The 17,416-nt window shown below is 72.1% G+C and carries 16 protein-coding genes and 1 pseudogene; 9 read left to right on the top strand and 8 right to left on the bottom strand.

Translation table 11 applies throughout. The features are described 5' to 3' along the window. The first annotated feature begins 23 nt into the window (after nt 1–23). A complete protein-coding gene (locus tag ACSP50_RS43045) occupies nt 24–239 on the top strand; it encodes a hypothetical protein (protein WP_014690587.1) in 216 nt (71 codons plus the stop codon). A gap of 62 nt (nt 240–301) precedes the next feature. Continuing rightward, complete coding sequence (locus ACSP50_RS17585) at nt 302–1,285, top strand: GNAT family N-acetyltransferase (RefSeq protein ID WP_014690586.1); 984 nt, start codon at nt 302–304, stop codon at nt 1,283–1,285. A gap of 42 nt (nt 1,286–1,327) precedes the next feature. Here ACSP50_RS17585 and ACSP50_RS17580 read toward each other — a convergent pair whose 3' ends face one another. Next, nucleotides 1,328–2,020 (bottom strand): peptidylprolyl isomerase, encoded by a 693-nt coding sequence (locus ACSP50_RS17580; RefSeq protein WP_014690585.1) that lies wholly within the window; start codon nt 2,018–2,020, stop codon nt 1,328–1,330. A gap of 248 nt (nt 2,021–2,268) precedes the next feature. Here ACSP50_RS17580 and ACSP50_RS17575 point away from each other — a divergent pair, with 248 nt between their 5' ends. Beyond that, nucleotides 2,269–5,475 carry a TIR domain-containing protein gene (locus tag ACSP50_RS17575; RefSeq protein ID WP_014690584.1) on the top strand — a complete coding sequence of 1,069 codons (3,207 nt, stop codon included), beginning with the start codon at nt 2,269–2,271 and terminating at the stop codon, nt 5,473–5,475. Here ACSP50_RS17575 and ACSP50_RS17570 read toward each other — a convergent pair. Next, nucleotides 5,457–8,501 (bottom strand): BTAD domain-containing putative transcriptional regulator, encoded by a 3,045-nt coding sequence (locus tag ACSP50_RS17570; protein WP_231956959.1) that lies wholly within the window; start codon nt 8,499–8,501, stop codon nt 5,457–5,459. The two genes, ACSP50_RS17575 and ACSP50_RS17570, sit on opposite strands and share 19 nt — an antisense overlap. A 370-nt stretch (nt 8,502–8,871) precedes the next feature. On the opposite strand from ACSP50_RS17570, the gene ACSP50_RS17565 reads away from it, so the two are divergent. Beyond that, complete coding sequence (locus tag ACSP50_RS17565; protein ID WP_014690582.1) at nt 8,872–9,642, top strand: alpha/beta fold hydrolase; 771 nt, start codon at nt 8,872–8,874, stop codon at nt 9,640–9,642. Nucleotides 9,643–9,842: 200 nt separating this feature from the next. On the opposite strand, the gene ACSP50_RS17560 is transcribed toward ACSP50_RS17565, so the two are convergent. Together ACSP50_RS17560 and ACSP50_RS17555 are read right to left on the bottom strand one after the other, a co-directional pair. After that, entirely contained in the window at nt 9,843–11,339 is a 1,497-nt protein-coding gene (locus ACSP50_RS17560) for a GGDEF domain-containing protein (protein ID WP_014690581.1), read from the bottom strand. Between the two features lie 122 nt (nt 11,340–11,461). Further along, nucleotides 11,462–11,725 carry a hypothetical protein gene (locus ACSP50_RS17555; RefSeq protein WP_014690580.1) on the bottom strand — a complete coding sequence of 88 codons (264 nt, stop codon included), beginning with the start codon at nt 11,723–11,725 and terminating at the stop codon, nt 11,462–11,464. A gap of 99 nt (nt 11,726–11,824) precedes the next feature. Between ACSP50_RS17555 and ACSP50_RS17550 the strand changes: the two genes are divergently transcribed. Further along, nucleotides 11,825–12,277, top strand: coding sequence for a hypothetical protein (locus tag ACSP50_RS17550; RefSeq protein ID WP_014690579.1), 453 nt, complete (start codon nt 11,825–11,827; stop codon nt 12,275–12,277). 25 nt (nt 12,278–12,302) lie between these two features. Then, entirely contained in the window at nt 12,303–12,689 is a 387-nt protein-coding gene (locus ACSP50_RS17545; protein WP_014690578.1) for an ankyrin repeat domain-containing protein, read from the top strand. 8 nt (nt 12,690–12,697) lie between these two features. On the opposite strand, the gene ACSP50_RS17540 is transcribed toward ACSP50_RS17545, so the two are convergent. Further along, entirely contained in the window at nt 12,698–13,378 is a 681-nt protein-coding gene (locus ACSP50_RS17540; RefSeq protein WP_043514494.1) for a TetR/AcrR family transcriptional regulator, read from the bottom strand. 194 nt (nt 13,379–13,572) lie between these two features. Here ACSP50_RS17540 and ACSP50_RS17535 point away from each other — a divergent pair, with 194 nt between their 5' ends. Next, the gene (locus ACSP50_RS17535; protein WP_014690576.1) at nt 13,573–14,109 is read left to right on the top strand and encodes a GNAT family N-acetyltransferase; all 537 of its coding nucleotides are present in this window, start codon (nt 13,573–13,575) and stop codon (nt 14,107–14,109) included. A 19-nt stretch (nt 14,110–14,128) separates the two neighbouring features. Here the strand turns inward: ACSP50_RS17535 and ACSP50_RS17530 are convergent, their stop codons facing one another. Both ACSP50_RS17530 and ACSP50_RS17525 read right to left on the bottom strand, forming a co-directional pair. Next, the gene (locus ACSP50_RS17530) at nt 14,129–14,623 is read right to left on the bottom strand and encodes an HAD domain-containing protein (RefSeq protein ID WP_014690575.1); all 495 of its coding nucleotides are present in this window, start codon (nt 14,621–14,623) and stop codon (nt 14,129–14,131) included. Between the two features lie 23 nt (nt 14,624–14,646). Beyond that, a pseudogene (locus tag ACSP50_RS17525) lies at nt 14,647–14,832 on the bottom strand (IS110 family transposase); the annotation flags it as partial. Nucleotides 14,833–14,906: 74 nt separating this feature from the next. Here ACSP50_RS17525 and ACSP50_RS17520 point away from each other — a divergent pair. Then, nucleotides 14,907–15,800: an NAD(P)-dependent oxidoreductase gene (locus ACSP50_RS17520; protein WP_014690574.1), complete on the top strand. Its 894-nt coding sequence runs from the start codon at nt 14,907–14,909 to the stop codon at nt 15,798–15,800. Here the strand turns inward: ACSP50_RS17520 and ACSP50_RS17515 are convergent. Continuing rightward, nucleotides 15,720–16,400, bottom strand: coding sequence for a TetR/AcrR family transcriptional regulator (locus tag ACSP50_RS17515; protein WP_014690573.1), 681 nt, complete (start codon nt 16,398–16,400; stop codon nt 15,720–15,722). The two genes, ACSP50_RS17520 and ACSP50_RS17515, sit on opposite strands and share 81 nt — an antisense overlap. 92 nt (nt 16,401–16,492) lie before the next feature. Between ACSP50_RS17515 and ACSP50_RS17510 the strand changes: the two genes are divergently transcribed. After that, the gene (locus ACSP50_RS17510; protein WP_014690572.1) at nt 16,493–17,392 is read left to right on the top strand and encodes an alpha/beta fold hydrolase; all 900 of its coding nucleotides are present in this window, start codon (nt 16,493–16,495) and stop codon (nt 17,390–17,392) included. Nucleotides 17,393–17,416: the final 24 nt, after the last annotated feature.

Here is a 17,416-nt window from a genome sequence, read left to right as displayed (position 1 = left end):
ACCGTTCGCTGGAGGGAATCGCGATGTCACTGCTCACCGATCTCGTGCCGGAAGTCCTGCATCCGGACGGGGGCCTGCTGACCGGGGCGGCAAGTCTCGTCTATGCCGGCACCGTCACCGGCGCCACGATCGCGGCGCTCTTCAGCCGCGACCCCGGACGACGCCGTGCCGCCCGGTACGTTCTCGCACTGCTCCTGCGTCGGACCGGGGGCGGTGGATCCGACACGCCCGAGAGCTGACCGGGACGGCACCGTGGCCGAATGGGGTTGCCCGGCAATCGGCCCCTGTCCAGAATGGCCCGGTGCAGGTGCGAGCGCTCGATCCCCATGACCCGGAGGCCGGCCCGTGGCATGCGGCGTTCCGTGCCGGTCTGGTCGCCGGCCGCGAGCAGCCGACCGTGGCCGGTGCCGAGTCGACGCTGACCTCGCTGCGCACCATCGCCGACAACGCCGTCCTCGACCGCCGGGCGTTCGGCGCGTGGGACGGCGGCGAGTGCCTCGGCGGCGTCATCGTGGACCTGCCCCGGGTGGCGAACACGCACACCGTCGGGTTCGAGCTGGCGGTGGCACCCCGGCATCGCGGCCGGGGCGCCGGCACGGCGCTGTGGGAGGCGGCTGTCGCGGTGGCCCGGGAGCACGGGCGCCGGGTCGTCTCGACCGAGCTTCCGGTCCCGCTGACCGCATCGCTCGCCCAGCACCCCGGCGGCCGGTTCGCCCTGGCCCGCGGCTTCGCCGGCAAGCTGCAGGAGCGCCGCTACCTGCTGGGGTTGCCCGCCGAGCCGGTGGCCGCCGAGGTGCCCGCCGGGTATCGGCTGCACTCCTGGACGGGACCGGTGCCGGCCGGGTCGGCAGCCGACTTCGCCGCGATGTGCACGCTGATGGAGCGGGACGTCCCGACCGGCGACCGCGACCACGATCCGGTCGTCGTCACCGCCGGGCAGGTGCTGCGCGGCGACGAGCGGCTGGCCACCGGGGGCTGGGGGCTGGTCACGACGCTGCTGGGTGCCCCGGACGGCAGGCCCGGCGGGTACACCCGGATCTTCGTCAACGCCGACCGCCGCCACGCTCAGCAGGACGACACGTTCGTGCTGCGGGCGCATCGCGGCCGCCGTCTCGGCGCCGTTCTCAAGTCCGCCAACCTCGCCCGGCTCACGGAGCATTTCCCGGGCGTTCGCCTGCTGCACTCGTGGACCGCCGATGACAACGGCGCGATGATCGCCACCAATCGGCGCTTCGGTTTCCGCCCCGTGGAGATCCTGCACACCATGGAGGGCCCGGTCCCGTGAGCCTGAGGAGGTGCGCCCGCCGGGCGCACCTCCGGCGGCCGCTCAGCAGACGGTGGCGCGGCGGATCTCGGTGCGCAGGGCCGGGGCGCCGTCGACCGGGGCCGGGTCGTCCGCGGTCGGGGTGATGCCACCGGCCGCCACCCGGTCCAGGGTCGTCAGGCCGGCCGGGCGGACCGACCCGAAGACGGTGTAGTTCGGACGGAGCGCCGAGTCGGCGTAGACCAGGAAGAACTGGCTGCCGTTGGTGTCCGGGCCGGCGTTGGCCATGGCCAGCACCCCGCGGGCGTAGAGGCGCCGCACGCCGGTCGGGTCGGTGGGCGCGGGCGGCAGGTTGACCGGCAGCTCGTCGGCGAACCGGTAGCCGGGGCCGCCCTCGCCGGTGCCGGTCGGGTCGCCGCACTGCAGCACGCTCAGCGTCGGGTATGCGGTGAGCCGGTGGCAGATGGTCCGGTCGTAGAAGCGGTGCCGCACCAGGTGCAGGAAGCTCTGCACGGTGCACGGCGCGGCCGCCCGGTCCAGCCGCAGCGGGATCGGGCCCAGGTTGGTGCGCAGGACCACCTCGACGGTGCCGTGGTCCGGGGTGTGCGAGGTGTTCCGGGGCGGGGACACCGGGCGGGCGGCCGGATCGTCCGGGGTGGGGGTGTAGGCGCAGGACACACCATGGTGGCCGGCGGCGTTCGCCGGGGTGGGCGCCGCACCGAGGGTCACCAGCGCGGCCACGGTCAGTGCCGCCACTACTCTGCCTGTCAACGTGTGGGTCACGTCGTACACACTAATCGATGACTTTGAATTGACGGCAGGTCGCGCGGCCGGTCGTGGACGGCGGAACGCAAGAAAGCGGCCGGGCATCCACGGGGGAGAATGCCCGGCCTGGTTAGATCAAAGCACATGATCGGTCTCCCGCGCCATCCGGTCGGCTTTACCTTCGGCACGCGGCCATGGAGAATCGGCCACCGCAGATCGCCTAGACCACGGGAACAGCCATGCCATTCGATGGTTTCATCTCCTACAGTCACGCCGCTGACGGACGGCTGGCGCCGGCCGTCCAGCGCGGTCTGCACCGGCTGGCGAAGCCGTGGCACCGGCGACGCGCCCTGTGGATCTTCCGAGATCAGACGGGGCTGGCGGTCACGCCCAAGCTGTGGACGTCGATCCAGGACGCGTTGGACGGCTCCACCCACTTCGTGCTGATGGCCTCCCCCGAGGCGGCCGCCTCGCCGTGGGTGAACCGTGAGATCGAACACTGGCTGGCCACCAAGTCGGCCGATCAGATCCTGCCGGTGGTCACCGACGGCGAGTGGTGCTGGGACGGCACCGCCCGCGACTTCACCGAGGATTCCACCGCGGTGCCGGCCGCGCTGCGCGGCGTGTTCGAGGAGGAGCCGCTCTATCTGGACCTGCGCTGGGCCCGTGACGACCTGCACCTGACCCTGCAGCACGTCCGGTTCCGGGACGCGATCGCCCAGCTCGCCGCGCCGATGCACGGGGTCAGCAAGGACGAGCTGGAGGGTGAGGACGTCCGGCAGCACCGGCGGGCCCGGCGGCTGTCCACCGTGGCGGCCGCGGTGCTGGTCCTGCTCACCGTGGTCGCCTCGGTGACCAGCGTGGTCGCGGTGCGCAACGCGGAGCGGGCGAACACCTCGGCGGCCGAGGCGCACCGCCAGCAGCAGGTGGCCGCGCAGCAGCGGACCAACGCCGAGCGGGCCACCGAGGAGTCGGTGCGCCAGCAGCAGAACGCCCAGGTGCAGGAGAACCGGGCGCGCGACGCCAAGGCGGAGACCGAGCGGCAGGAGAAGCTGGCCGCCGAGGCGGCCGCCAACGCCAAGCGGGAGCAGGACGCCGCCGCGCGGTACCGGATCACCGCGCAGTTCCAGCAGAAGCTGGCCGACCAGGCGGCCTCGCGGGCCAAGGACCAGAAAGCGCTCGCCGAGCAGTACCGGGACCTGGCCGACCAGGCCGATCAGGAGCGCAAGAAGCAGGAGAAGCTGGCTCAGCAGGCGCAGCAGGAGGCCGCGAAGCAGCGGGCCGAGGCGGACCGGCTGCAGCGCATGGAGGTCAGCCGGCGGTTGATGATCCGGGCCCGCGAGCTGATCGCCGACGATCCGCGTCAGGCGCTGCGGGTGGGCGCGGCCGCGGTCGCCCTGAGCCCGGACGCGAGCGGGCGCGAGCAGCTCGGCCACCTGGTCATGTCGACCCACTACGCCGGCACGCTGACCGACGTGACCAGCGTCGCGACGCTCGCCGGGCAGATGACCGCGACCACCGGCGCGACCGGCCGGGTGTCGCTGTGGAACGCCGCCAACCCCGCCAAGCCGGTCCGGGTCGGCTCACTGCCCGGCACGGCCGCGGCCACCACCGTGGTGGGTCGCCCGGACCGGCCCACGGTCGCGGTCTTCGACGGGAGCCCGACGGCGACGGTGTGGAACGTGACCGATCCGGCCCACCCGTCCCGGGTCGCCACGCTGACCGACCCGGCCGGGATCGTGGCGATGAGCATCAGCCCCGACGGACACACCGTCTCGACCAGCAACCTGGCCGGCGACTCCCGACTGTGGGACATCCGGGACGCCACGCCGACCGCGCTGACCACCCTGACCGGTGTCTACCCCCTGAAGTTCAGCCCGGACGGGCGGACCGGCGTGACCAGTGGCGCCAGCGTGGTGATCTGGGACCTGACCGACCCGGCGCACCCGGTGCGGGGTGTCACCCTGGACCCGGCCCTCGCCGACCTCGCCGGCGCGGCCGTGGACTTCAATCCCCGGGTGCCCGCGTTGGCCGTCGAATCGAAGGTCGCCAACGTGATGTTCTTCAACCTGAGCGACCCGGCAAAGCCCGTGATGAGCGGAAGCACGCCCTACTCGTACGACGACGCCCGGCCGACCGCGATGGGGTTCTCCCCGGACGGTTCGTTGTTCACCCTCACCAACTCGGACGGCGAGACCGGGTTGTGGTCCTTCGACACGAGCTCCCAGGGGATGAGTGTCAACAGCAAGCTCGCCGCCCTGAACAGCCCCGACGGTGGGGTCCGGTCGCTGGGCTTCAGTTCCGACGGGGCGACGCTGACCACGGCGAGCGCCCACCACGTCGCGACCATGTGGAGCACCCGGGGCCGGTATCCGAGCAGCCCGGTCGGGTCCATGGAGCGCCCGTTCGGCGGCACGCTGGTCGGTCTCGCCTACGCGCCGGCCGCCGGACCGCTGTTCTCCGCGGGCTACGCGGGAACGGCGGTGCCGTGGGACGTGACGGACCGCACCCACCCGGTGCGGGGCGCCACCTTCCCGCTGCTCAACGGAACCGTGGAGGGGCTCGTGCTGAGCCCGGACGGCAGGACCCTGGTCGCCGCCGGTTCCGACACCTCGGTGCCGCTGGTCGACGTGTCCCATCCGGAGGCACCGGTGCCGCTCAGCGTGATCAAGGAGGAGGGCGGCGCGATCACCGCGCTCGCCTTCAGCCCGGACGGACACACCCTGGCGATCGGCCACAGCGAGGGGCGGGCCTCGCTGTGGAACGTGACCGACCGACGGCGGCCGGTTCTGCTCCGCGCGATCACCATGCGCCAGTACGTGTGGGCGCTCGCGTTCAGCCCGGACGGACACACCATGGCGGCCGGTGAGGGCAGCAACATCTCGCTCTGGGAGGTCACCGACCCGGCAGCCGCCGAGCAGCTCTCGTCGGTGGTACTCAAGGAGTACATCCTCTACCACGCGACCGCCATCACGTTCAGTCCGGACAGTCGCCTGCTCGCCACCGGCACCACCGCGCACACGGTCATCATGTGGGATGTCGCGGACCCGGCCCGGCCCCGCCAGAGCGCGGTGCTGGGCGGGCACACCTGGGAGATCACCAATGTGATGTTCAGCCCGGACGGGCAGACCGTGGCGTCGGTCAGCTCGGACGGCCTGACGATGCTGTGGGATGTCGCCGACGCCGTCCGTCCGGTCCCGTTCGCCTTCCTCAAACCGGCCGCCCCGGAGTACCTCGCCGCCGCGTTCAGCCCGGACGGCCGTACCATCGTGGTCGGCGGCTCCTTCGGCAAGGCGCCCCAGCACGCGACACTCTGGGACACCGGCGTCCCGAAGTCGCTGGCCCTCGACCCGGTCGGCAACGCGTGCGAGATCAGCGGCCGGGGTCTCAACCGCGACGAATGGAGCCGCTACGCCCCGGAGCTCGACTACCGCCCGACCTGCTGACCACCCGCGGGCCCGGCCGGGGCCGGCACCTCCAGCTCGGCGAACAGCCGCCGGGCCCGCTCCGCGTGCGGACGGGCCCGGTCCGGGTCGCCGGCGTCGAGGAACGCGGCCGCGATGCCGTCGTGCGCGCGGGCCATCTCGTACCGGTCGCCGATCTCCTCGGCCAGACCCAGCGCCTGCGCGTGCTGGGCCCGTGCCTCGTCGCCGTCACCGGCGGCCCGCAACACCTGGCCCAGGTCGTTGAGCGCTTCCGCCTCGCTGGCCCGGTCCCCGATCCGGCGGTGCAGCACCAGCGCCCGGCGCAGATGCCCGGCCGCCTCGGCCAGCCGGTCCTGGCGGGCGTGCACCGCGGCCAGATCGGAGAGCACGTACGCCTCGGCGGTGCGGTCGCCCGAGTGGCGGACCGCGCCGAGGCTCTGCTCCAGCCGGGCGGCGGCCCGGTCCAGCGACGCCGGCCGGTGCGGCAGCCGGGCCAGCAGGGACAGCACGTACGCCTCGCTGAAGGTGTCGCCGAGCGACGCGTACCGCTGCAGCGCCGCCTCGAACCGCTGCGTCGCGCCCAGCGGATCCCCCAGCCGGGCGTCGATCATCCCGAGCCGGACCAGCGCGTCGGCCTGCCCGGCGCCGTCCCCGAGCTCGCCGTAGAGGGTCAGCGCCCGCTGGAAGTGGTCGGCGGCCGCCCGATAGTCGCCGAGCAGCCAGTCGACGCTGCCGAGGTTCCGCTGCACCATGGCCTCCGCCGCGCGGTCACCGAGACCGGCATAGAGGCTCAAGGCTTGCCGGTACGCGGTGGCCGCCTCGTGCGGACGACCCAGCCGGCGATGCAGCCGCCCCAGATGGGACAGCGCCCGTGCCTGCGCATCCCGGTCCCCGATCGCCCGGGCCGCGGACACCGCGCACGCCGTGATGGTCGCCGCCTCCGCGACCGGCCCGCCCGCGTCCAGATACCGGAACAGCGTGCCGGCCAGCGCGATGGTCTGCGGATGGAACCCGTGCGCCGTGCCGTAGGTGCACAGCACCGCCAGATTGGGCCGCTCGGCCTCGATCCAGTCCCGGGCCGCGTCCGGATCGCCGGGCGCCCCGGCGCCGTCCGGGTACAGCGTGGCCATCGCCTCCGCCGACCGCGCCAGGTAGTGGTCGAACAGCCCGGTCAGGGCCGCCCGCCGGGCCGCCTCGCTGTCGTGCCGGTCGGCGAGCTCGGCCGCGTACGCCCGCAACAGGTCGTGCAGGCCGTACCGGCCGCCCCGGCCGGCCTGCGCCAGGCTCGCCCGGACCAGCACGGCGAGCAGCCGTCGCGCCTCCACCGGATCAGTTCCGGTCAGCGCGGCCACCGCGTCCACGTGCACGGTCTCCCCCGGGTGCAGCCCGAGCAGCCGGAACAGTCGGGCCGCGGCCTCCGGCAGATTCCGGTACGACCAGGAGAACACCGCACGCACCTCGGCCCGCGGGTCACCCGCGTCCAGCAGATCCAGCCGCAGCCGATGATCGCCCAGGTCGGCGACCAGCTCGGCCAGCGGCACGTCGGCACGATCGGCGGCCAGCTCAGCCGCGATCCGCAGGGCCAGTGGGAGCCGGGCGCACGCGGCCGCCAGACTCTCGGCCGCGGACGGCTCCTGGTCGACGCGTACGCCGACAAGCTTGCGCAGCAACCGCAGCGCATCCGGAACCGGCAGCAGATCCAGATTGACCCGCTGGGCGCCGTGTACCGCGACCATGCCGGGCAGCGAATCACGGCTGGTGACCAGAACCAGACAGGAGCCGGTGCCGGGTAGCAGCGGCCGGACCTGCTCCACCGACGACGCGTTGTCCAGCAGCACCAGCATCCGGCGGCCGGTCAGCTCCGAGCGGTACCGCGCGGCCCGCTCCTCGATACCGGGCGGAATCTCCGGGCCGCGCACCCCGAGCGCGGTCAGGAAACCGGCCAGCGCATCCGCGACCGCCACCGGCTGCTCCGCGTCATAGCCGCGCAGGTTGATGTAGAGCTGGCCGTCCGGGAACGCGTCCCGGACCCGGTGCGCCCAGCGGACCGCCAGCGCCGACTTGCCGACACCGGCGGTGCCGGAGACCAACGCCACGGTCAGCGGCGGCTCGGCGCCGCCCGGCGACACCAGCAAGGCGTCCAGAGCCGCCAATTCGCCGGTACGGCCGGTGAAGGCGCGCACGTCGGCGGGCAACTGGGCGGGGACCGGCGGCTCCTTCTCCCCCGGCCTGTCGGCGGCCTTCTCCCCCGGCCGTTCCATGAGCCTGTCGATCGCCTGCTCCACCGGCCCCACCAGCGCCGGATCGGCCGTCAGGATCTGCTCGTGCAGCCGGCGCAGCGCCACCCCCGGGTCGCTGCCCAGCTCGTCGGCGAGCGCCCGGCGGATCCGCCGATACTGCTCGTCGGCGTCCGCCTGCCGGCCACACCGGTACAGCGTCACCATGAACTGACCGGCGAGCCGCTCGTCCAGCGGATGCTCGGCCACCGCGGCCGACAACACCGGCAGCAGCTCGGCATGCCGGCCCAGCCGCAACAGCACGTCGGTGCGGTCCAGCTCGGCGACGAACCGCTCGCCCAGCAGGGTGCGCCGCATCCCGTCCAGCCACGGCGTGTCCAGCCCGGCGAACGGGTCACCCCGCCACAATCCCAGCGCCTGGGTGAACAGGCCGGCCGCGACCCGGTCGGCGCCGGCGGCCCGGCCCTGCGCCATCAGGCTCCGGAACCGGTGCAGATCCACCGTTTGCGGCTCCACGGTGAGCAGATAACCACCCGGCTCCCGGCGGATCTCCACCTCGGGCGCGCCGGCCACCGCCCGGCGCAGCCGGGACAGGTAGCTGTAGAGCGCGCCCGCCGCCCGCTGTGGGGCCTGCCGGCCCCAGACCCGGTCGACCAGCTGGTCCACCGAGACCGGGCGACCCGCCTCCACCAGCAGGACACCGAGCACACATCGCTGCCGGGCGTGTCCCAAATCGACGGACACGCCGTCGATCCGGGCCTCGACCACACCGAGCACGCCGAACTCCGCCGCCAACGGACCCCCGTTCAACCAGGAGATTCAAGAAATCCTCAAGGACGGTACGAGTCTTGCATGCTTCGTACAAGGTCCGTTCGCGAGCATTGAACACGTTGCAGGGAGGCAGGTCGCTCTCGCCCGGTTATGGCAGCGTAACGGGGGAATCGGGACGCCACAGTGACTCATTCGGCGCGAGCGACCTGCCCTGCAACGCGCCGTTGCCGGCCTTCTCCGGTGCCCCCACGGCCCGGCCCTGCCCGCGGACCGCTGCTCCGGTCACCCTTTCCCGGCCGCCCTTCTCGGCCCACCCTGCTGCTTCACATACCCCTTTCCCAGCCCGGCCCGTCGGCTTGGCCCCCTCGTTCGGCGATTTTTGTCGGGGGGTGGGTCTAGCGTGCGGGGCATGGAGACAGTGACCTCGCGGGACGGCACCACCATCGCCTTCGACCGTTACGGCGACGGGCCGCCGGTGGTCCTCGTCGGCGGCGCCTTTCAGCACCGGTGGATCGACCAGCAGACCGCCCGCCTCGGTGAGCTGCTGGCCCAGGCCGGCCTGAGCGCGCTGCACTACGACCGGCGCGGCCGCGGCGACAGCGGCGACACCCCGCCCTATGCCGTGGACCGCGAGCTGGAGGACATCGACGCCCTGCTGGAGGCGGCCGGCGGGTCCGCGATGCTGTTCGGCATGTCGTCCGGGGCGGCCCTTGCCCTGCGCGCCGCCGCCACCGGCCGGCCCGTGGAGCGGGTGGCGGTCTATGAGCCGCCGTTCCGCGCCGGTGCCGACCCCGAGACGACGGCGGCGGTCATCGCGGCGGCCCGCGAGGGGCGACGGGCGGACGCGGTGCGCGGCTTCATGCGCCTGACCGGGATGCCCGACGCGATGATCGACCAGGTCCAGCAGAGCCCGGGCTGGGCCGGCCTGGAGGCGGTCGCGCCGACTCTGGCCTACGACCTGACGATCATGGGTAACGGCGACGTCCCGGTGGAGGTGCTGGCCGCGGTCAAGGTGCCGGTGCTCGCCATGGATGGCGGAGCCAGCCCGCCGTGGGCCGGCGAGGCCGCCGCCGCGGTCGCGTCCGGGGTCGCCGACGGGCGCCGGCAGACCCTGCCCGACCAGACCCACGGCGTCGACCCGGAGGTGCTGGCCCCGGCTCTGATCGATTTCTGCCGCTGACTTCGCGCTGCGCATGGGCTCATGCCGGCGGCAACTCTGCCAGGTGACGGCTGTGCCCCAGGGCCGAGGCCGTAACGATTGTCATCCAGGCGTTCTCTACCTCGAGGGCCGGCCGGTTCGCGCTGTTTCGGTGAGCGGCTGCCCGGGAGAGGTTGTACCAGGGGCCGGCGTGCAGGGCCGCAGCGTGGGGCACCAGATGCTCATGCTGCGGCGACCTTGGCGGGATCGGTCTCGCCGGGCGCCTCGGTCTCGTATCTGCGGAAGGTGCCCTTTCCGGCGTTCTTGGCTCGGTAGAGCGCTGCGTCAGCGTCCTGGAGCAGCTGGTCGAGATCGTGGCCACCGCCGTAACCCACGGCGATGCCGATGCTGGCCCGTACCCGGTACGTGCGGTCGGCGAGCGTCATGGGCATACCGATGGCGTCCAGGATCCGCTGAGCGGACTCATCGGCCTGCTCCGCCGCGGCAAGCCCCGTCAGCAGCACCACGAACTCGTCGCCGCCGAGCCGGGCCGCGGTGTCCCCCGGTCCGAGTGCGGCCGCGAACCGACCGGCGACCGTGACCAGCAACGCATCACCGGCGGCATGCCCCAGCGTGTCGTTGACCAGCTTGAAACCGTCGAGGTCGAGAAGTAGGACGGCCGTACACCGGCCGTCCGGCGCGGACGCCAGTGCGCCGTCCGCCACGGCCTGGAACGCGGCGCGGTTCGGCAGGCCGGTCAGAACGTCATGGTTGGCCTGGTGGTGCAGGCCGGCCATGAGCCGGCGAATCGTGACCAGCATGAGGAGCTGTCGCAGCATCGCCATCGTGATGGCCGACAGCAGCAGCCACATGAGAAGCGGCGGAAGTGTGCCGGTGCGCAGGTACACCCGGATCACTTCGACGACGGCGATGATCGCCGGAACGTACGGTATGAAAGGCCAGATGCCGGAGAGGGCACGCCGGCCCGTGCTGTCGGCCGAGGGCAGTGCCGTCCTGCTGGAGAGCGCGATGAGCAGCGCAGCGATGAGGTAGCCCGCGCCCGCTCCGGTGGCATACCACGGCGAGCCTTCGGCGCGGTTGTACACCGCGATGATGGCCGTGGCCGCGAACGTCCCGAGGCCGCCGGCGAGGAGGCGCAGCGCATATCCGTTCGCGGTGGGCGTGGAACGTGACATCAGGACCAGAGCCACCGCCGCGCCCCCGATTTCCAGTGCGGCGGTCGTCAGGAACATCAGGCGCGTCGGCGCGTCGAGAGCCGCTGCCACCTCGGACAGGGCCAGCTGCCAAGCCAGCACCAGCAGCGCGCCGCCGACGGTAGCCACATCGATAAGAAGTGTGAGCCGGGCCACAACGCCGGACAGCGGCGGCGCGACCAACAGCAACGCGACGAGCGCCACCGCTGCCGCGCCCACCGACAGGAGGCCGGCCACGTCGGGCGTTGCGGGGGTGCGGGCCCAGATCGCTTCCATGGTGTAGAGCACGTACGCCACACCCAGCAGACCGGCGGACAGGGCTCCTACCGCCCAACCGGCAAGCAGACGGCCACGCTCTCGGCGAGCGAGCCGCACGAATCCCACCGTCGCATAGAACCCCGCCAGTGCGACCGGAATACTTCCTGCGACGAGGCCGACGGAGTGCGAGAGCTGCTGTACCACCAGTTGCAGCACCAGGCCGATGACCGCAATGGCTGCTAGCCGAGGCCAGATGCGAAAAGTCATGAGCACCCTCCGCGGTCCCTATCGACATGACGCCGGCGAAGCTGAGCCGTCGCCGGCTCCGTCGGCGACCGCACGAGTTCGTCAGCGCCGCTGCGGGGCCGGCGTCATGAACATCGTCTCCGTCAGTCGCCGACCACGACGGCCCGGTGGGCGTATGCCCATTCGGCGACGAAGTCTTTGGCTTCGGTCACCCGCGGCTGGCTGAGGGCCGCGTCGAGGGCGTCCCGCAGGGCGCTCATCCCCATCGCGGTCATCGGGATCCGGATGCCGTCGTGTTCCCCCACTTCCAGGGCGAACGGGTACACCACCTCGCTGGTGGCCTGCACCCGCACCGGCGGGTGCCCGGCCTGCTGCCAGGGCGTGACGGCGTGCTGGTGATTGCTCATGATGAGGGTCTCCCCTGTTGTGGCGGGCTGTCCGGCCATGCTGCGCGGCGGGTCTATAACGATCCTGTCGGCCGTGACGGCACGTCTTACTCTCAGGTCATGTTGACCGCCAGCAAGACGAGCGTGTGGCGTGGCCGGTATCAGATCGACGCGGACGGGCGTCCGGTGGCTGTCTGGGATCCGTCGTGGTGGCGCAACGGCGGTGCTTTCGAGATCGACGGGCAGCGGTTCGAGGTGCGGGCCAACGGGTGGGGCACCAAGTATCGAATGTACGACGCCGCCGGCAACGAGGTGGCACTGGTGGAGCGGGCGGGGCGGAAGTACTGGTCGGTGCAGGCCGACGGACGTATGTACGAATTCCGTCGTTCCTCGTTCTTCGGAAACCGGCAGGAGTTGGTGGTCGGCGGGGAGCCGGCCGGCGAGGTGCGGCGCACCGGGGCGTGGTCGGGCAACATCGAGGCCGATCTGCCGGGCCTGCCGCTGCCGTTGCAGATTTTCGTGGTCGGCGTGCAGATCGCGATCTGGCAGGCACAGCAGGCGTCGAGTAGCTGAGCCCCGGCCGGGGTATGGGAGCGGCATGCCTGACCTGGACGACGAGACGATCGCGTACGCCCACCGCATGTTCGACCTGGCCCGCGCCGGGGACACCGGGGAGCTGCTGGACAACGTCGCGGCCGGGCTGCCGGCGAACCTGACCAACGACAAGGGTGACACGCTGCTGATCCTGGCGGCGTATCACCAGCACGCGGACACGGTGGCCGGGCTGCTGCGGCACGGCGCCGACCCGAACCGGGTGAACGACCGCGGCCAGTCGGCGCTGTCGGCAGCGGTGTTCCGGCAGAGTGCCCAGACGGTGCGGGCGCTGCTCGCGGCCGGCGCCGACCCGCACGGCGGCGCCCCGTCGGCGGTCGCGACCGCCGAATACTTCAAGTTGCCGGACATGACCGCCCTGCTGCGGGGCTGATCAGGCCACTATTTCGGCACCCGGGCGGCGATACCGTCCAGCATGCACTCCAGGCCCAGGCGGAAGGTCTGGTCCGCGTCCAGGTGCGCCGCGTCGCGGACGACCGCCGCCAGCGCCGGGAACCGGCCGCTGGCGAAGGTCCGCATCAGGTAGGGCCCGGAGGCGACCTGCCACTGCCGCTTGTCCATCCCGCTGGCCCGCTCGGCGCGCCGCTCGGTGATCTCCCGCCGCACCGCGCCGATCACGTACGAGTTGACCGCCTCGACCACCGGCATCACGTCGTCCACGGTCACCGCACCCATCGCGGCGATGACCGCCTCGCCCCGGGCCAGCGCGTGCGGCCCCAGTTGCGGCCGCCCACCGAGCAGGTCGGCGAACCACTCGTGCCGATGCGCCGCCGCCCGGGTCTGCTCGGCCATCGACCGCAGCACCGCCCGCCAGTCCTCGCCGGCCGGCCGGATCTCGGCGTGGACCGCGTCCACCATCAGGTCGAGCAGCTCGTCCTTGGTGGCGAGGTAGCCGTACAGCCGCATCGGACCGACCTCCAGCGCCCCCGCGACCTTGCGCAGCGACACCGCCTCCAACCCGTCCGCATCCGCCAGCCGGATCGCCGCACCGACGATCCGTTGCCTGCTCAGCGGGCTCGGCACCGGCCGATCCGGCGGCTCGGGCCGCTCCCACACCAACATGCCGACGACCATACATCGTCCGCCTCGATACACCGTATCGCCACATTAGGGAAGCTCGGAGGAGCGCGTCTCGCCGTGAGGTGATCCCGGCAAGGAACGGGATCCGAGCCGGTTCGGACAATGCCGGATGCGGGCGTGGAGCCATCGATGAACAATCGCCGTGCGGCAGCGGTACCGCTGTGACATCCTGCCCCATGACGATCAGCTGGCGTCGGCTCGGTCAGCCGGACTTCCCACTCCTGCGACGATGGCTCGAACAACCACACGTCGCCCGGTGGTGGAACCACGAGACCACTCCCGAGGCGGTCGAGCGCGACTTCGGACCGGCGGCCCGCGGCGAGACGCCGTCCGAGGACCTGCTCGCCATGCTCGACGGCGGGCCGGTCGGGCTGGTACAGCGGTACCGCATCGCCGACTTCCCCGAATACATCGACGAACTCGCTCCGCACGTCGATGTACCCGCCGGTTCGATGAGCATCGACTATCTCATCGGTGACCCGGCGCTGATCGGCCACGGCCTGGGCCCCCGCATCATCACCACGATCGTCGCGCGGACCTGGCTCGACCGTCCCGATGCGACCTGCGTCATCGTGCCGGTCGTGGCGGCCAACCGGGCTTCCTGGCGAGCGCTGGAGAAGGCCGGCCTGCGCCGGGTCGGTGCGGGGAACCTCGTACCCGACAACCCGATCGACGATCCCTGGCATTTCATTTATCGGGTCGATCGCCCCTGACGCGCGGGGGGGGGTGTCCCTATGGGTTTGTCAATGGGGTGTCGAGGGCCTTGGCCCAGGCGATGACGTGGTCGATGGCGTCGCGGGTGAGGCCGATCGTCGGGTCGGCGGTGATCAACAGGGTGGGGTTGGTGCGTGTGGCGGCCCAGCTGCGAGCTTCGGGTGTGTGCAGGTCGTCGATCCATGCCGCGGGCCGTTGCTGGGCGTATGCGGCGATGAGTGGGATCTTGTCGCTGGGGTCGAAGGGTGGGGCTGGCATGGTGATCACAGGTAGAGGTGTGATGTGAAGAAGCGGAGCGAGAAGCTGGTTGGCTTCGTCGTTCCAGCTTGTGGCCCATGCGATGTCCAGGACGGTGCTCGCTTCGGTGATCCAGGCGCCGTGTGTGGGGTTGATACGAACGGGTTCCTCGTCCTCGGGGAACAGGTGGTGCTCGGTGTAGCCGACCGGTGGCTGAGTGGTTCCGTGGGGGTTGAGGACGCCGTCGACGTCGAGTAGCAGCAGGGGTCGGCTCATTCGGAAGATTCTGCCTGGTGTGGTCAGCCGGTGATGACCGCAACGATCGGCCTTGGCTGGTAATCGACCTTGTCGCGGAGCATGGCGAATAGGACGTCGCAGCGACGGCGGGCCAGGCAGATCAGGGCGGCGTTGTGGCGTTTGCCTTGGGCTCTCCTGCGGTCGTAGTAGGCGCGGCTGACCGGATCAGCGAGGGCGGCGAACGCGGTTGGTCGACGCGCGAGCAAGGTCCCGGCGATAGACGTTCTCCGAAATGTCGGTGGGTGTCGGCAGAATGCCATGCATGAGGGCAGATCTGGGTACGGTCGTCATCACCGGGGCAGCGGGGCGAATCGGCTCGGTGGTGCGTCGACATCTGCGCGCCGATGTTCGCCGGCTCGTGCTGGTCGACCGGGTTCCGTTGTCCGTCGAGTCGCCGGTGGAGCAGACGATCCGGCTGGACCTGGCGGACCTGGACGCGGTGGCCGCCGCGATGGCGGGTGCGGACGCCGTGGTGCATCTGGCCGGGCTGCCGGATGAGGCGCCGATGGCCGATCTGCTCGACAGCAACGTGCTGGGCACCTACCACGTTCTGGAGGCCGCCCGCAGGCACCGGGTGGGGCGGGTGGTGCTGGCCGGCAGCAACCGCGTCACCGGCTTCTACCCGGTCGGCCAGGTCGTCACACCGGACGACCCCGTGCGGCCGGACGGGTTCTACGGGGTCAGCAAGGTGGCCGTCGAGGCACTCGGGCGCCTGTATGCCGACAAGTTCGGGCTCTCGGTGGTGTGCCTGCGCATCGGCAGCTTCGAGGACGAGCCCACCGAGGCGCGGTATCTGGCGACGTGGTTGAGCCCACGGGACGGCGTCGGTTTCATCCGGGCCGCGATCACCGCGCCCGATGTGCACTTCGTGACCGCCTACGCGGTCTCGGCGAACACCCGGAGGTTCTGGGACACCGCGGCCGGAGCCCAGATCGGCTATCAGCCGGTGGACAACGCTGAAACGTACGCCGCGCGAGTGCCCGGCTCGGAGGCCACCACCGACTCCGCAGCCGTCCAGGGCGGCGCTTACGCCAGCCCTGAATACTCGCTGCGGCACGCCGTCACGCCGCCGCCGTCAGGCGTGCGCGGTGTCGGGGCCGAGCACGCTGGTCAGAGCACCGGTGAGCACGGCGATGAACGGTTCCGGCGGGGGTGACCCAACCGGGGCGGCGAGCGCGGCGGCGATGTACGGGTGGTCTCCTGCCGCAGCGGCGTGGCGGAGATAGGCGCTCTGGCGTGCGACGTCGGCGGCGGCCACCTCGTTCTGGACGAACAGCGCGGTCAATCCGCCGAGGAGCGCGAACGCCCGCAGTTTGCGGGCCGGCTCGGCGGGATGGCCGTCGAGGACGGCGAGGACGTGCTCCAGCAGGTCGATCCCGTGCGGCCCGAGCGCCGGGCGGGCGATGACCAGGGCGGGCAGCCACGGGTGCCGGCGCATGATGTCGCGGGCCTGGTGGGCGACGGCCAGCAGGTCGGCCTGCCAGTCGCCGCTCGCGGCCGACAGCCGGTATTCGCCGGCCGTGCTGTCGATCATCAGGTCCAGGAGATCGTCGCGGGTGGCGACGTAGCGATACAGCGAGGCCGCCCCGGTACCGAGCAGGGCGGCGACGCGGCGCATCGAGACGGCCTCCAGCCCCTCGTGGTCGGCCAGCCGCACCGCGACCGCGGTGATCTCGGCGCGGCTGCGCTCGGCCGGCCTCCCGGCCGCGGCACGTTCGGGGCGCAGCCAGATCACCGGTTCCTGTTGCCCGACCACCCACCGGCTCCCTTCGTGCGCCCTGTCGCCGCCTCCCATCTTCGCATACGATGTTCGCGTACACCGTTCGCAAACAAACCGAGAGGAGCGACATGACCACGCAGTACGCGATCAACGGCGGGGTCCGGATCGCCGTCGAGGAGCTCGGCGGCGCCGGCGGCGCTCCGCTGCTGCTGGTGATGGGCCTGGGCACGTCACGGTTCTGGTGGCCGGACGGCCTGGTCACCGAGCTGGTGCGGCGCGGCTTCCACGTCGCCGCCTACGACCAGCGCGACGCGGGGCAGTCCACCCGCCTGCCCGCCGTTCGGCGTACCGGCCCGCCGATCGCGGCGCTGGTGCGCCGATCGACGCCGGCGTACACCGCGGAGGACCTCACCGATGACGCGGTCGCCGTTCTCGACACCCTCGGCTGGCACCGCGCACACCTGTTCGGCCATTCGATGGGCGGTCTCGTCGCCCAGCGCATCGCGATCCGCCATCCCGGCCGGGTTCTCACCATGACGAGCTCCGCCGCGATCCCCAGCGACGTCCGCGGCCTGCGCACCCTGCGCCATCTGCGCCTTGCGCCGTTGGTCAGGTTCGCCCGCCTGCACCACCCCGCCACGCCCGACGGCGACCTGCGCCTCGCCGTGGCCATCGCCCGGATCCTGGCCGCGCCCGGCCAGGACATGACCGAACGCGACGTCCGCGAGTTCGTCACCAGGGAGGCCGCCCACCACGTCGCCAGCTTCCGCGACGACGAGGCCCAGAGCCGCCAGACCGGCGCGACATGGTCCGGCGGCCCACTGCACCGGATCACCGCACCGACCCTGGTCCTGCACGGCGAGCGGGACCCGATCGTCCGGGTCGGTGCCGCCCGCGCCATCGCCGCAGCCGTACCCGGCGCACGACTGCGCATCATTCCCGGCGCCGGCCACTTCCTTTCCCGCGACCTGTGGAACGTTTATGCCGAGGAGATACACGCCATCGGCGGGCCCTCGGCATGCGGCTGAGGTCGGGCGGTGGCCGGCGGGGCC

The organism is Actinoplanes sp. SE50/110 (assembly GCF_900119315.1).
GTDB lineage: Bacteria > Actinomycetota > Actinomycetes > Mycobacteriales > Micromonosporaceae > Actinoplanes.
This window is presented reverse-complemented; position numbering and strand designations above follow the sequence as displayed.